The 14,382-nt window shown below is 67.4% G+C and carries 12 protein-coding genes; 8 read left to right on the top strand and 4 right to left on the bottom strand.

Features of this window, described 5'->3' with window-relative positions; all coding sequences use genetic code 11:
- Nucleotides 1-21: 21 nt before the first annotated feature.
- Entirely contained in the window at nt 22-1,293 is a 1,272-nt protein-coding gene (locus AB0B25_RS22300; protein WP_357182612.1) for a hypothetical protein, read from the bottom strand.
- A 111-nt stretch (nt 1,294-1,404) separates the two neighbouring features.
- Here AB0B25_RS22300 and AB0B25_RS22295 point away from each other — a divergent pair, with 111 nt between their 5' ends.
- From AB0B25_RS22295 to AB0B25_RS22280, 4 genes are all read left to right on the top strand, one after another.
- Complete coding sequence (locus tag AB0B25_RS22295) at nt 1,405-1,728, top strand: multidrug efflux SMR transporter (protein WP_357182610.1); 324 nt, start codon at nt 1,405-1,407, stop codon at nt 1,726-1,728.
- 205 nt (nt 1,729-1,933) lie between these two features.
- Nucleotides 1,934-2,740 carry an ATP-binding cassette domain-containing protein gene (locus AB0B25_RS22290; protein WP_357182607.1) on the top strand — a complete coding sequence of 269 codons (807 nt, stop codon included), beginning with the start codon at nt 1,934-1,936 and terminating at the stop codon, nt 2,738-2,740.
- Complete coding sequence (locus AB0B25_RS22285) at nt 2,737-3,771, top strand: ABC transporter permease (protein ID WP_357182605.1); 1,035 nt, start codon at nt 2,737-2,739, stop codon at nt 3,769-3,771. The genes AB0B25_RS22290 and AB0B25_RS22285 overlap by 4 nt, the downstream gene beginning before the upstream one ends.
- 137 nt (nt 3,772-3,908) lie before the next feature.
- Nucleotides 3,909-4,802, top strand: a complete 894-nt coding sequence (locus AB0B25_RS22280; protein WP_357182603.1) for an ABC transporter substrate-binding protein — start codon at nt 3,909-3,911, stop codon at nt 4,800-4,802.
- A 285-nt stretch (nt 4,803-5,087) separates the two neighbouring features.
- Here the strand turns inward: AB0B25_RS22280 and ilvA are convergent, their stop codons facing one another.
- The gene (gene ilvA / locus AB0B25_RS22275) at nt 5,088-6,326 is read right to left on the bottom strand and encodes a threonine ammonia-lyase (RefSeq protein WP_357182600.1); all 1,239 of its coding nucleotides are present in this window, start codon (nt 6,324-6,326) and stop codon (nt 5,088-5,090) included.
- Nucleotides 6,327-6,382: 56 nt separating this feature from the next.
- Nucleotides 6,383-7,552: a serine hydrolase domain-containing protein gene (locus AB0B25_RS22270; RefSeq protein WP_357182597.1), complete on the bottom strand. Its 1,170-nt coding sequence runs from the start codon at nt 7,550-7,552 to the stop codon at nt 6,383-6,385.
- 153 nt (nt 7,553-7,705) lie between these two features.
- Here AB0B25_RS22270 and AB0B25_RS22265 point away from each other — a divergent pair, with 153 nt between their 5' ends.
- The 3 genes from AB0B25_RS22265 to AB0B25_RS22255 all read left to right on the top strand — a co-directional run bounded on the left by AB0B25_RS22265 (nt 7,706) and on the right by AB0B25_RS22255 (nt 10,740).
- Entirely contained in the window at nt 7,706-8,428 is a 723-nt protein-coding gene (locus AB0B25_RS22265; protein ID WP_357182595.1) for a GntR family transcriptional regulator, read from the top strand.
- A gap of 84 nt (nt 8,429-8,512) precedes the next feature.
- Entirely contained in the window at nt 8,513-10,012 is a 1,500-nt protein-coding gene (locus AB0B25_RS22260; protein ID WP_357182592.1) for an NCS1 family nucleobase:cation symporter-1, read from the top strand.
- Nucleotides 10,012-10,740: an aspartate/glutamate racemase family protein gene (locus tag AB0B25_RS22255; protein ID WP_357182589.1), complete on the top strand. Its 729-nt coding sequence runs from the start codon at nt 10,012-10,014 to the stop codon at nt 10,738-10,740. Before AB0B25_RS22260 ends, AB0B25_RS22255 begins: the two co-directional genes overlap by 1 nt.
- Nucleotides 10,741-10,745: 5 nt before the next feature.
- Here the strand turns inward: AB0B25_RS22255 and AB0B25_RS22250 are convergent, their stop codons facing one another.
- Nucleotides 10,746-11,099, bottom strand: coding sequence for a hypothetical protein (locus tag AB0B25_RS22250; RefSeq protein WP_357182587.1), 354 nt, complete (start codon nt 11,097-11,099; stop codon nt 10,746-10,748).
- Nucleotides 11,100-11,382: 283 nt separating this feature from the next.
- Here AB0B25_RS22250 and AB0B25_RS22245 point away from each other — a divergent pair, with 283 nt between their 5' ends.
- A complete protein-coding gene (locus AB0B25_RS22245; protein ID WP_357182585.1) occupies nt 11,383-14,331 on the top strand; it encodes an AMP-binding protein in 2,949 nt (982 codons plus the stop codon).
- The last annotated feature ends 51 nt before the right edge of the window (nt 14,332-14,382 follow it).

The raw sequence follows: 14,382 nt of genomic DNA, 5'->3' as shown, positions 1-14,382 counted from the left end.
CGGACTCGGTAGGCGCGGTGTCTACCAGCGGACGGTGATGTCGGCTCCGCTGAACAGCAGATCGCTTCGTCGCGGCGCCGTGTGACCGGCGTGCGGTACGAGTTCGGCGTCGGGCGCCAGTTCATACAGCTGACGAAGGAACACTTCGACGGCGAGCGTGGCCATGCTCTTGCCGGGGCAGATGTGTCTGCCGAACCCGAAGGTCAACGGCAACTTGCCGGACCCGTGCAGGTCCAGGCAGTCCGGAAAGGCCGCCGGGTCTCGGTTCGCCGCACCGAACATGACCAGCAGCGGTCCGGCGGGAAGCTGCGTGCCGCTGCGCAGGACGACCGGTGTCTCGGCGCGACGTTTCCACGCCACTAGTCCCGGGTCGAGCTGGAGCAGTTTCGCGGCGACCCGCGCGCAACCCTCCGGCTCGGTCAGCAGTTTCCACCATTTCCGCTCCGGGTCGGCGAGCAATCGCTGCACGCCTTGCTGGAGGGTGCCGCTCACGGTGTGTACCCCGGCGGCAAGCGAATTCGCCATGGCCGACACGGCAATTCGACGGGAGATCCCCGCGTCGCGCAATCTGCGTGCGAAGCCGGTCGCCTCGTCGCCGCGACGGGCCCGGGTGGCCCGGCTGCTCACGGTGAACAACCAGCCGAGCGCGCGGACCGCATCGGCCAGTTCGCGGCCCCGCATGGCCCGGCCGAGCAGCCCCGATTGCGCGCCGCTCCAGACCGCCACCTGCGGCCAGTCCGTCGGGGGCAAGCCGACGGCCGCGCCCACCGTCTGCGCGGCATACGCGATCGAGATTGTGGTGACGTCGAGGTGGGCGCCCGCGCGGGGCTGGTGCAACGAATCGCACACCGCATGGAAGTGCTCAGCCATGGCCGCGGCACGGTGCGTCCGCTCGCCAGGCGCGATCGTGAAGTGGCCCGTCGGACCGGCCATGGTGCTCCACACCCGCTTGTGCAACTGGTCGTCGGTGAGGTTGGCGGTCGCCGCGGCGGGCGGCGGAACCAGGTGCCGGACGACATGCGGGAGGGCGCGCGGCGTTGCCGCGATCCGCCCGAAACCCACCAGTGGATCCAATGAATTCGCGGTGGACAATCCGGGTGTCGTCGCGTCCAATACCTCGCGCACGTCGGCGTATTTCCAGATCATGCGCAGTCCGGATGGGTGCGGATAGGTCGGCTCCGGCCACTCGTGTAGTCGTCGATACCGTTCGTCGCGTTCGGTGAACGACATTTCGTTGCAGGTCATTTCGCCGAAGGGAAACTCCGCCACTGCCACGTCCAGCTCGCCGATCATCGGCCGATCGTATTGTCGCGGGATAGTCGAAGCGGGGCCGGACTTCTCGGCGCTGAGAAGCCACGCAGCGGACCGCTCGCCGGACGTAGCCTTGCTGGCTACGCTGCGGCGATGACCTTGCTACTGCTCGCCTGCGCCATTGCCTCCGAGGTGACCGCGACCGTTTCGCTGAAATATTCCCACGGGTTCAGCAATGTGGTGCCGTCGATCGTGGTGGTGATCGGTTACGGCGCGGCGTTCTTCTTCCTGTCCCAGGTGTTGATGCGCGGCATGCCGATCGGGGTGGCCTACGGCATCTGGTCGGCGGTCGGTGTCGCCACGATCGCCATGATCGGCGTGCTGTTCCTGAACGAACGACTGACCCTGGTGCAAGTCGGCGGCATCGGACTGGTGATCCTCGGTGTGCTCGCGCTGGAACTCGGCGGAGTGCACTGACCTTCTCGACCGGCGTCGAATACCGCGCGAGTCGACCTGTCCGGCCTTTAGTTCGTTATTTTCTACCCACCTGAGAATGGTCGTATCGTTCGGCTCCGTTGCGTTCTTTGCATTTTTCCGAATATCTTCCACTGGCGAGCAGGCGAACGTAATATCGGGCGATGGATCGGACGTTCGCTCAGCAAAGACCACGCGGACGTGTCCGATGACCTCCGAAGATTCCGCGAAACGGACGGGGTCGCCCCGTGAATCCCCCGTTGTGTTGGAAGCGGCCGGACTGGTGAAGCACTATGGCGGCGTGGCGGCATTGCGGGGCGCGAATTTTCAGGTGAACGCCGGTGAAGTCGTCGCATTGATCGGGGACAACGGCGCCGGAAAATCGACCCTGGTGAAATGTCTTTCCGGGGCCGAGCAACCCGACTCCGGAACGATCGTGCTGGACGGAGTTCCGGTCGTGCTGAATTCCCCGACGACGGCACGAAAGCTCGGTGTGGAGACCGTGTACCAGGATCTCGCCGTCGCTCCCGATCTCGACCCCGCCGCCAATCTATTCCTCGGTCGGGAAGTACTCCGCAAGGGCCTCGCCGGCACACTGGGGATGCTGGACAAGGCCGCGATGCGAAGTCAGGCGATCGACCACTTCCGGCGGCTCGGCGTAACGCTGCAAAGTGCCGACGTTCCGATCGGCGCGCTGTCGGGGGGCCAGCGCCAGAGCGTCGCCGTGGCCAGGGCGGTGCTGTGGGCGAGCAAGGTCGTCTTCCTGGACGAGCCGACCGCGGCGCTGGGCGTCGTGCAGCGCGAGCGTGTTCTCGACGTCATCCGCCGGGTCCGTGACCAAGGTGTCGCCGTGGTGCTGATCAGCCACAACATGCCGGAGGTTCGCGCGGTCGCCGATCGCATCGAGGTGTTGCGGCTCGGCAGACGGGTAGCCAGGTTCACCGCCGCCGACGCCACATTGGAAGACCTCGTCGGTGCCATGACCGGCGCGTTGTCGCAGGAGGACACCACATGAGCGATGTCGAGGTCGCCGCCGGCGGCGAACCGATCGAGCGCACCGTACTGCAACGACTGCTCGGCGCGAGCACCGTGTGGATCGGCATCGTGCTGGTGGTGTTGTGCGTGGTGTTCAGCGTGATCCGGCCCGACGCGTTCCCCACCCGATTCACCCTGCAGACGCTGCTGATCGAGACATCCGTGCTGTTGGTGCTCTCGGTCGGGATGACCTTCGTGATCATCACCGCGGGCATCGACCTCTCGGTCGGCATGGTGCTGATCTTCGCGGGTGTGCTCGGCGCGAAGTCCATGGAGTGGCTCAGTCCGAACGCGGACGCCACCGGTGCGGGCTGGGGCGTCATCGCCGTCGGACTGCTTCTTTCGCTCGCGGGAGGCGCGGGCTGGGGCCTGCTCAACGGTCTGCTCGTGGCCAAGGCCGGGATTCCGCCGCTGATCGTCACGCTGGGTTCCTTCGGCGCGGCACTCGGCGCGGCCCAGCTGATCACCGGCGGCGTGGATACCCGCACGGTGCCCGAAAAGTTGCGTGACTCATTGGGGTTCGGTACCTCGCTGGGCGGAGTGCCGAACCTGGTGCTGGTGGCCACGGCCGTGACGGTGCTGGCCGCCTGGGTGCTGCACACCACCCGTTTCGGCCGCCACACCTATGCGATCGGCTCCAACCGGGAGGCCGCCCACCGCTCCGGCATCGCGGTGACCCGGCATCTGGTGCTGGTGTATCTGCTCACCGGGCTGTTGGCCGGATTGGCGGGGTTCATGAACCTGGCCTACTTCGGTACCACCACCATCGGCGGGCACGGCACCGACAACCTGGACGCGATCGCGGGCGTGGTGATCGGTGGGACAAGCCTTTTCGGCGGCGCCGGCTCGATCGTGGGCACGGTGATCGGCGTGTTCATCCCCTCGGTGCTGAAGAAGGGGTTCGTCATCGCGCAGGTTCCGGTGTTCTGGCAGCCGATCGCGGTGAGTGTGGTCTTGGTCGCCGCGGTCTGGTTCGACCAGATCCGCCGGCGGGCGCGGGACCGGAAGTAGAGATTTTGCAGTACCAGCGCACAGTATGTGGAGGTTGCCGGATGAGGGTGGCGTATCGGACCGTGGTGAAGCGGACCGTCTTAGTGATCGGCACGATGGTCGCGGTTGGCGCGCTCGTGACGAGTTGCAGTGGAAAGGTGAGTAATTCGGGCGGCGCGGACAGCAAGCAGTTGGTGTTGATCCCGGGCGTGGCCGACGAGCCGTTCTACATCTCGATGCAGTGCGGTGCGCGGGACGAGGCAGCGAAGCTAGGGTACCGGCTCGACACCCAGGCGCCCACGAAATTCGACGCGGGCGCGCAGACCCCGGTGCTCACCGGCGTGGTGGCCAACCGGCCGGCCGGCATCTTGATCGCTCCGACGCACGCCACGGCCATGGCCGGTCCGCTCGCGCAGGCCGAGAACGCCGGGATCAAGATCGTCGAGGTGGACACCGCGCTGCAGGACACGTCCGTCGCGCTGTCGTCGATCTCGTCGGACAACAAGAAGGGCGGTGCGCTCGCGGCCGCGACACTGGCGAAGCTGGTGGGGGAGAAGGGGCCGGTGCTGGTGATCAACACCAAAGCCGGTACCTCGACCACCGATGAGCGGGCCGAAGGTTTCCAGGACGCGATCAAGAACTACCCGGGCATTACCGCGCTGGGTGTGCAATACAACAACAACGAGGCCGCGCAGGCGGCGTCGATCATCACCGCGACGTTGGCCGCACACCCGGACCTCGCGGGGGTGTTCGCCACCAACCTGAGTTCGGCCGAGGGCGCCGCCACCGGGCTGCGCAACGCCAACAAACTCGGGCAGGTGAAGCTCGTGGGTTTCGACGCGAGCCCCAAACAGGTCGAGGATCTGAAAGCAGGAACTGTGCAGGCCCTCATCGCCCAGGACCCGGCCGGGATCGGCGCCACCGGCGTCGACCAGGTGGTCGCTGCCCTGGAGGGCAAACCGGTCACCAGGAATATCCAGACGGCGATGATCGCGATCACCCAGACGGACATGGACGCCAACGCGAAGTACTTCTACAAACGCACGTGCTGACCGGTTGATGCGGGCGTGCCGCCGGTAATAGCGGTCGGCACGGTCGGATCGTTCGGCGCGACCGAAGCTATCGAGAGCGGTGTCGTGGCGCGCACCCCGCAAGAACGGCGGATCCGCCGAACCGGAGACAGGGAGCGCTTCCACCGCACCGTGTTCGACGAGTGCCTGTGCCCGCCGTAGCTCCTACAGCGACGCCGAACGCTGCGCGGGGTTCACCGACTGGTTACCCACTACGATCACCGCGGTGGACACCCACCGGGCGACCGCGTTCACGACCCGCGCACGTCAGTACAGCTGGTCCGCCACGCGCACAGCGTATCCCGCATTGGTCAGGGCGGTGAGCACGTCATCGCGATGGTCGGGCCCGCGGGTCTCCAGTGTCAGCGACACCTCGACCTCGTCCACGGCCAGCCAGGTGCCGGTGCGCGAGTGCGCCACGTCCACCACACTGGCCCCGGTCTTGCCGACCACCGACAGCAGGGCGACCAGCTCGCCCGGCCGGTCCGAAATGGTCACGCGCACGGCCAGATAGCGCCCGGCCGCGCTCAGGCCGTGGCCGATCAGCCTGGTCAGCAGCAGCGGATCGATATTGCCGCCGGACAGGATCGCGCACACCGGACCCCGCAGCTCGAGATCCTCTGGTGCGCGACTCATGAGCGCGGCAACTGCTGCCGCCCCGGCGGGTTCGACGATCAGCTTGGCCCGCTCCGAACACAGCAGCAGCGCTGTCGACAGTGCCTCCTCGTCCACCGTCAGCACAGTGGGAACGTGCTCGGCGACATGGGCGAACGGTACGGCACCCGGACGGCCGACCGCGATGCCGTCGGCCATCGTCGACATCCGCCCGACCCGCACCGGCTTGCCTGCCGCCAGCGAGTCCGGCCACGCGGCCGCCTCCGCCGCCTGCACCCCGATCACTCGCACATCCGGCGCCAAGTGGTGGAGCGCGACCGCGACTCCGGCCAATAGACCGCCACCACCGGTGGGCACGATCACCGTCCCCACCTCCGGCAGTTGCTCCAGGATCTCCACGCCCACCGTCGCCTGCCCGGCCACGATGTCGGCATGGTCGAACGGGTGGATCAGTGTCGCGCCGGTCCGATCGGCGAACTCCAGCGCGGCGTCCAGCGAGTCGTCGACGGTCTCGCCGACCTGACGTACCTGCGCGCCGTACGCCTTGGTCGCGACCAGCTTCGGCAGCGAGGCCCCCACCGGCATGAACACCGTCGACGCGATGCCGAGCGAGCTGGCCGACCACGCGACCCCCTGCGCGTGGTTGCCCGCGCTCGCCGCGACGACTCCGCGCGCCCGCACCTTGTCCGGCAGGTTCGCGATGCGGTTGTAGGCGCCGCGGGGTTTGAACGACCCGGTCCGCTGCAGATTCTCACATTTCAGCCACACGTCGGCACCCGCGCGATCGGACAACACCCGGGACGCCACCATCGGCGTCCGCCGAATCACCGGCGCCAGCAACCGGGTTGCTGCCTGCACCTGCTTCACTCCGACCAGCTCCATGACGCTCATGGTGCCACCGCCACCGTGCAAACGCGCGACGACGGAGCGGGTGTGCCGGGTTGCTGTCAGGCCGCTTTGGCGAGGTTGTGCGCCAGTGCGCTGAGCCGGGCCAGGCGGGCGTCGCCGAGTGGGGTGAGTCTGCCGCCGAGACGGTTGGTGACGAAGCCGAGTGACATCCCGGTCGCAGGATCGGCGAATCCGCCCGAACCGCCGAGGCCGAAGTGCCCGAACGCCGACACCGGGTCCGACTTGGACGGCTTCATGGGCACGCCGTGGTAACCGAGTGCCCAGGGAATCCGGAAGGCGAGGACGTAGTCGGGGGTGAACACTTGGCGCTTGGTCATCCGCTCGATGGTGTCCGGGCGCAGCACCTGATAGCCGTCGAGGTGTCCGCCGTTGGCCAGCGCGCCGTACACGCGGGCCAGCGCGCGGGCGGAGAAGACGCCGTTGAGGCCGGGCATCACCGAGTCGTGCAGGCGCGGATCGGAAATGAACTCGGCGAACCCCAAGGGGGTGGTATCGACGGCGGCCGCGAATCGGGTGTGCCCCAGCAACCGGGAGCCACGGTCCCAGTCCATCCCCGCGACCGTCAGGCGCGGGAAATTGGTGGCGATGCGCCCGCGTTCGGATTCCGGCACGCGAAACCAGAGTTCCTCGGCCGCCAGCGGCTTCGCGATCTCGGTGCGCAACACATCGATGAATTCCGCGCCGGTAACCCGCCGTACCAACTCCGCGGCCAGATGTCCGTAGGTGATGCCGTGATAACCGCTGGTGACCAGATGCCGTGGGTCGGGAGCGGCGGCGGCGAGTGCCGCGGTCACCGCCGCGTCGTCGAAGAATCGCTCGATCGGCCCCGGCAGCAAGCCGCGCAAGCGATGCAACCCGGCCCGATGGGTGAGCATCGCGCGCACGGTGATGCGTTCTTTGCCCGCTGCGGCGAACTCGGGCCAGTAGGTCGCGACCGGTTCGTCGTAGTCGATCAACGCGCGCTCCGCCAGCCGGTGCACCAGCGTGCTCGCGACGCCCTTGCCGGTGGAGAAGGCCATGGCGACGGTCTCGCGCGCCCACGGCACCTCGGGGTGGGCGAATCCGGCCCAGACATCCACCATCGGCTCGCCGTGCAGGTAGACCGCCAGTGCGCCGCCACCGTCGGACGGCCGCCGGAACAGCCGGTCGAACTCGGCGACCAGCCGCGCGAAGCGGCGATCAACGAACTGTGCTGCCGAAACTGTCATCGAAAACTCTCTGTCGTCACGGTCCTTTCAGCATCGCATGCCCACAGACACGCCCCACCCCCTCTGGCGCGTGCCCGCGGGACGGTGCCGAGACGTTTCCTACCTGTCACAGAGGCGACCGAGAACGCAACACGGCTCACATAGCGTGTTGCCATGCCCTCGAGACGACGTTCCGCGCTGCTCGCGAGGTTGGTTGTCAACGAACCTGGTCGCCCGCAGGTGATCCTCGGCGAACTACGCCGAGTGATCCTCGACGGTGCGGTGCCGCCGCGCACTGTCATTCCGCTGCGTGAGGTGGCGGAATTGTTCGGGGTCAGCCACATCCCGGTCCGGGAGGCGCTCAAAACGCTGATCGGGGAGGGATTGGTCACGCACGAGCCGCACGGCGGCTACGCGGTGGCCCAGTTGACCGCCACCGAGTTGCGCGAGATGTACATTGTGCGCGAGACCCTCGAGACGGCGGCACTGACAGCGGCGGCGATGAATCACTCTGCCGCCGACCGCGTCGAGTTGCTCACGCTGAACGCGGGCCTCGAGCAGGCCATCCGCGACGACGATCCGGCCGCCTACCACCGGAGGTCGCGCACCTTCCATGTCGCGTTGACCAGGCCGTCACGGATGTTCCGGCTGCTGCACATGCTCGAATCGGCGTGGAACGTCACCGAGCCGGTGCAGTCGATGGTGCACGTCGGCGCGGCCGATCGAGTTCGGCTGCACCGCGACCACGTCCTGATGCTCGACGCCTTCCTCGCCAGGGATGTCGACCGCCTGTTGTTCCTAGCTGAGCAGCATCATCGCAGTTTGGAGTCGGTAATCGCGATGTTGCCGACCGACACCGGTCTGCTCGCCCCGGACGATATATCTGCCGCGCAATAACCGGGAAATATTGACGCAACGGCCGGGCAATGGCGGATTTCTACCGTCTTCCCCATCGAGTTCCACCCTTCGGACGGGGAGATCATGACCGAAACCATCGTCGCGGCGCCGCCGAGCGTCGAGCCCGCCACCGCCGCTACGCCCGGGGACTACGATCCGCGGCTGACCAACCAGGACTTGGCGCCGCTGCGCACGCAGAGTTGGGGCTCGTACAACATCTTCGCGTTCTGGATGTCGGACGTACACAGCGTCGGCGGCTACGTCACCGCGGGGAGCCTGTTCGCGCTCGGCCTCGCCAGCTGGCAGGTGCTCGCGGCACTGCTGATCGGCATCACGGTGGTGTACTTCTGCTGCAACCTGGTCGCGAAGCCGAGTCAGGCGACCGGCGTTCCGTATCCGGTCATGTGCCGCAGCGCGTTCGGCGTGCTCGGCGCCAACATTCCGGCGATCATCCGCGGGCTGATCGCGGTGGCCTGGTACGGCATCCAGACGTTTCTCGCCTCGGCGGCGCTGGACGTGGTTCTGGTGAAGCTCTTTCCGTCGCTCGCGCCCTACGCCGTAGCCGCGGATCACGGGTTTCTCGGCCTGTCGCTGCTGGGCTGGGGCAGTTACTTGACGCTCTGGGTGGTGCAGGCCTGCGTGTTCTGGCGGGGCATGGAGTCCATCCGCCGATTCATCGACTTCTGTGGGCCCGCGGTGTACGTGGTGATGATCCTGCTGTGCGGCTACCTGGTCGCGAAAGCGGGGTGGGGCGCCATCGATCTGAGTCTCGGGGCGGTGAAGTACACGGGATGGGATTCGGTGCCGGTCATGCTCGGCGCTATCGCACTGGTCGTGTCCTATTTCTCCGGTCCGATGCTGAACTTCGGCGACTTCTCCCGGTACGGAAAGTCGTTCGGCGCGGTGCGCCGGGGCAACCTGCTCGGCCTTCCGGTGAACTTCCTGCTGTTCTCGCTGCTGGTCGTGATCACCGCGTCACTGACGGTTCCGGTCTACGGCGAGCTCATCACCGACCCGGTCGCCACGGTGGCGCGCATCGACAGCACCTTCGCGATCGTGCTCGGTGCGCTGACCTTCACCGTTGCCACCATCGGCATCAATATCGTCGCCAACTTCATCTCGCCCGCCTTCGACTTCTCCCATGTGAGCCCGCAGCGGATCAGCTGGCGTGCGGGCGGCATGATCGCGGCGGTGGGCTCGGTGCTGATCACGCCGTGGAACCTGTACAACAACCCGGAGGTCATCCATTACACCTTGGAGGTGCTCGGGGCTTTCCTCGGTCCGCTGTTCGGTGTGCTGATCGCCGACTACTACCAGGTGCGTAAGCAGCAGGTGGTGGTCGCCGACCTGTTCTCCATGTCACCGAGCGGACGCTATTGGTATCGCAAGGGATATAATCCCGCCGCGGTGATCGCCACGGCGGTCGGCGCGCTGGTCGCTGTCGTGCCGGTGCTGGCCGGGGACATCACCGGCATGTACACCGCGGCGCAGTACAGCTGGTTCATCGGCTGCGGCCTCGGTTTCGTCGTCTACTACCTGCTCGCCACCCGAACACGGCGCGCGGCGCGGAAAGTTCCCGCCTGATGCGTATCCGCGTGATCAACCCGAACACCACCCGGGCGATGACCGACATGATCGAGCAGTGCGCCAGGGCTGTCGCCGGCGCCGGCACCCTCCTCGATGCGGTGACCTCCGAGCTGGGGCCCGCGTCGATCGAGAGCCATTACGACGAAGCGCTCAGCGTGCCCGGAGTGCTCGCCCAGATCCGGCGCGGGGAAGCCGACGGCGTCGACGGCTATGTGCTCGCCTGCTTCGGTGACCCGGGGCTCGACGCCGCCCGCGAACTGGCCAGGGGACCGGTGATCGGCATCGCGGAGGCCGCCATGCGCACGGCAGGTCATCTCGGGCGTGGATTCAGCGTGGTCACCACGTTGAACCGCACCACAGGTCGGGCCGCGGATCTGGCGGAACGCTACGGGGTGCAGCGGTTCTGCCGCGGCATCCACGCCTGCGAGATCCCGGTACTGGCGCTGCACACCGATCCGGACGCGCGCAAGGTCATCACCGAGGCATGCCGGAACGCGGTGGAGGCGGACGGGTCGGATGCCATCGTCCTCGGATGCGCCGGTATGGCGGACCTGTGCGACCACGTGGGCGCCGAGTTGGGTGTGCCGGTGATCGACGGAGTTGCGGCCGCGACCCTGACCGTGCAGTCGCTCATCACCCTCGGCCTGCGGAAGTCGGGGAGGGGAGAGTTCGCGCCGCCGCCACTCAAGCCGTATACCGGCGCGCTGCGGTCGTTCGGTTCCTGAGCGGATCAGGCGGCGGCCGCGGCGGAGGCGAGTTTGCGCAACTCGGCGTCCGGGTCGGCGACATCGACAACGAGCCGGGTGACCTCGGCGCCCACCAGATCGACCCGGATGGCGCGACCGTCGAAGCGGGTGTCCCAGAATTCCTTCCGGCCCTTGCCGCGAAACGTGCCCGCCGCGATGACACCGGGGAAGAACGTGCCGGGTGCGCGCACCCACGGCGGGCGGCGATCCACCCCGGCCCGGCCGATCGCGCTGATGTCGGACAGATCGAAGGTCAGCTGGTCGCGGAGCGCGAGCAGTTGATGCGCACCGCGAACGTGCATTGTCACCGTCGTCCCGGTGACCTCGAACTCGACCATCGCGCACCTCACCTCATCGAGAACCCGTACACCGCCAAGGATCCAGAACGGTCCTGGCGAAAGCCTGTGCCATTCATATGAGTTTTCTCAGGTTTGACACATGACGATACGTACATATGCGCATTTGATTATTAAATCCGTCCTTCGGGAGGGTCGGCCCTGGCTGCCGGGGCATGCGGCGAGTCGCAGCAGACACATAATGGAGATGTGGTGTGGCAAGCTCGTCTGAGCACGCCGGGTTGTGTGATGCGAGTCACGTTCTAGGGTAGGGCCAGGAGCGATCGTGAAGATCAGTGCGACGGATGTGGTGGGCTCGGTGCAGCGGTTGATGGCCACCGCGCAGAACGGCCTGGAGGTCATCCGCTTCGGCGGTCTGACCCATGGCGTCGAGTCGTCGCCGTTCGAAGTCGTGGAACGTAGGCGGATGTACCGGCTGCGCCATTACTTCCCCGACGACACGACCCCCGGCCGTCCCGTGGCCTTGCTTGTTCCGCCGCTCATGGTCAGCGCCGACATCTGGGACGTGAACGTCGACGACGGTGCCGTCGGCATCCTGTCTCGGGGTGGAATCGACTGTTGGGTAGTCGATTTCGGCTCGCCCGCGAGTGAGGAGGGCGGCTGGGAACGCGACCTCGCCGACCATGTGCTCGCGATCAGCAGCGCTATCGACACCGTCACCGCGGCGACCGGCAACGGCGTGCACCTGATGGGGTACTCACAGGGCGGCATGTTCGCCTACCAGACCACCGCCTACCGATACGGCAAGGGCGTGGACAGCATCGTGACCTTCGGCGCCCCGGTCGACATCGTCGCGGGCATGCCGTTCGGATTGCCGTACGGGATGGTGTCGGATGTCGCCACCTTCTTGGCCGACCACGTGGTCACCCGGCTGCCGATCACCGATTCGATGGTGCGGATCGGCTTCCAATTGCTCGACCCGGTGAAGACGGCCAAGTCGAGGATCGATTTCCTGCGTCAGCTGCACGACCGCGAGGCATTGCTGCCGCGGGAGCGTCAGCGCCGCTTCCTCAACAGTGACGGTTGGGTCGGCTATGCGGGGCCGGCCGCGGCGGATCTGCTCAAGCAGTTCGTCGCGCACAACCGGCTGATGCTCGGCGGTTTCGTGATCCGGGATCAGCCGATCTCGCTGGCCGAACTGAAATGCCCGATCCTGGCGTTCATCGGCGAGGTCGACGATATCGGCCAGCCCGCCGCCGTCCGCGGCGTGGTGCGGGCCGCGCCGAACGCCGAGGTGTATGAGGCCATTCTGGTGGCCGGACACTTCGGCCTGGTCGCAGGCAGTACGGCGACCAAACACACCTGGCCGTTGGTGCGGCAGTGGGTCGACTGGATGAGCGGCGGTACACCGTTGCCGCCGGAGATCGTCCCGATGGCCGAGCACGTGCCGAACAACCGTCCGCGCTCGGCGGCTACCCGGATCGTGCACACCGCGGCGACTCTGGCCGAGGCCGGTGCCGGGGTGGGGAAGGCCTTGGAAGGCATCGCGGGTAATACCGTGCGCGGCTCGATCGAGCTGGCCGGCGAGGCAGCCCGGGCGCTGCCCAGGCTGACCCGTCTGGGCATGATCCAGCCGCACACCCGGATCTCGCTCGGTCTGCTGATCGCCGAGCAGGCGCGCCGCGCGCCGCTGAAGGACCTGTTCCTGTTCGACGACCGGGTGCACACCAATGCGGCAGTCAACGTGCGTATCGACAATGTGGTGCGCGGCCTCGTCTCGGTCGGCGTACGGCCCGCGATGCGGGTCGGTGTGGTGATGGAGACCCGGCCGAGTGGACTGGCCGCGGTGGCCGCTCTGTCGCGGCTCGGCGCGGTGGCCGTGCTGCTTGCCCCCGACAGCGAACTGGATCCAGCGATCGAGCTCACCGGCGTCGATACCCTGATCGCCGATCCGGAGACCCTACGACAGGCCGCGGCGACCGGCGCCCGGGTGCTGGTGCTCGGCGGCGGCGAAGCGCGCGAGCTGCCGATTGCCGTCAGCGACCGGGTGATCGACCTGGAACAGATCGACCCCGCCGGGGTGGAGCTGCCCGCATGGTTCCGACCGGACCCCGGCCTCGCGCGCGAGTTGGCATTCGTGCTGGTCACCGGCGCCGGCAACCGGCTGGAGGCGAAGTACATCACCAACCACCGCTGGGCCCTGTCGGCGTTCGGCACCGCGACCACCGCAGACCTCGACCAACACGACACGGTGTACTGCCTTGCGCCGTTGCATCATTCGTCCGGATTGCTGGTCAGCCTCGGTGGCGCGATCGCGGGCGGGAGCCGGATCGCACTGGCCCGTTCGCTCGACCCGGCACATTTCACCGAAGAGGTGCACCGCTACGGCGTCACCGTGGTGACCTACACCTGGACCATGCTGCGCGACATCCTGGACGCCAGGGTCTTCCCGGCCGGGCATCGCCACCCGATCCGCCTGTTCATCGGATCAGGTATGCCGGCGGGGCTGTGGCGGCGCACTGTCGAGCAGTTCGATCCCGCTGGGGTGCTGGAGTTCTACGCCTCGATCGAAGGCGATGTGGTCCTGGCCAACGTGACCGGGGTGAAGCGGGGGTGCAAGGGCAGGCCGGTCCCCGGCACCGCGAAAGTGGAACTGGTCGCCTACGACCCCATGACCGAGCGGATCCTGCTCGATCGGTCCGGCTTCGCCCGTCGCTGCGCGGACAACGAGGTCGGTCTGCTGCTCGGTAGAGCCTCCGGCGGCGTCGATATCTCCGCAGGCGGCCTACGCGGCGTGTTCGCCGCCGGCGACGCCTGGATGCCGACCGAGAACCTGTTCCGTCGCGACAGTGACGGTGACTTCTGGCTGATCGACCGCACGGACACGGTCATCCGCACCCGTCGCGGACCGGTTTTCGGCCAGCCGATCGTCGACGTGCTCAATGACATCTCCGCGGTCGACATGGAGGTCGTCTACGGCCTCGACGTCGGTGACCATTGCCTCGCGGTGGCCGCGGTCTCCGTGCGCGAGGGCTTCCGACTCGATCCGAAGGACCTCACCGAAGCGCTGCACGCACTGGAGCCCGACCAGCGTCCGGACCTGATCTACACGGTGCGCGAGATCCCGCGCAGTACGTCCTACCGGCCCTCCGCCCGAGCGGTGCAGGCAGCCGGTCGGCCGCAGCCGGGGCCGGACACCTGGTGGTACAACCGAGCGTCGGAGGTATACGAGGTCCTCACCGAGGATCAGGCGCACACGCTGCTCGGCGACTGACCGTGGCGGTCGGCCCCGGCATCGAGCCCGGGTCGACCGCCGAGGGGAGGC

The organism is Nocardia sp. NPDC049190 (assembly GCF_040648115.1).
Taxonomy (GTDB): Bacteria; Actinomycetota; Actinomycetes; order Mycobacteriales; family Mycobacteriaceae; genus Nocardia.
This window is presented reverse-complemented; position numbering and strand designations above follow the sequence as displayed.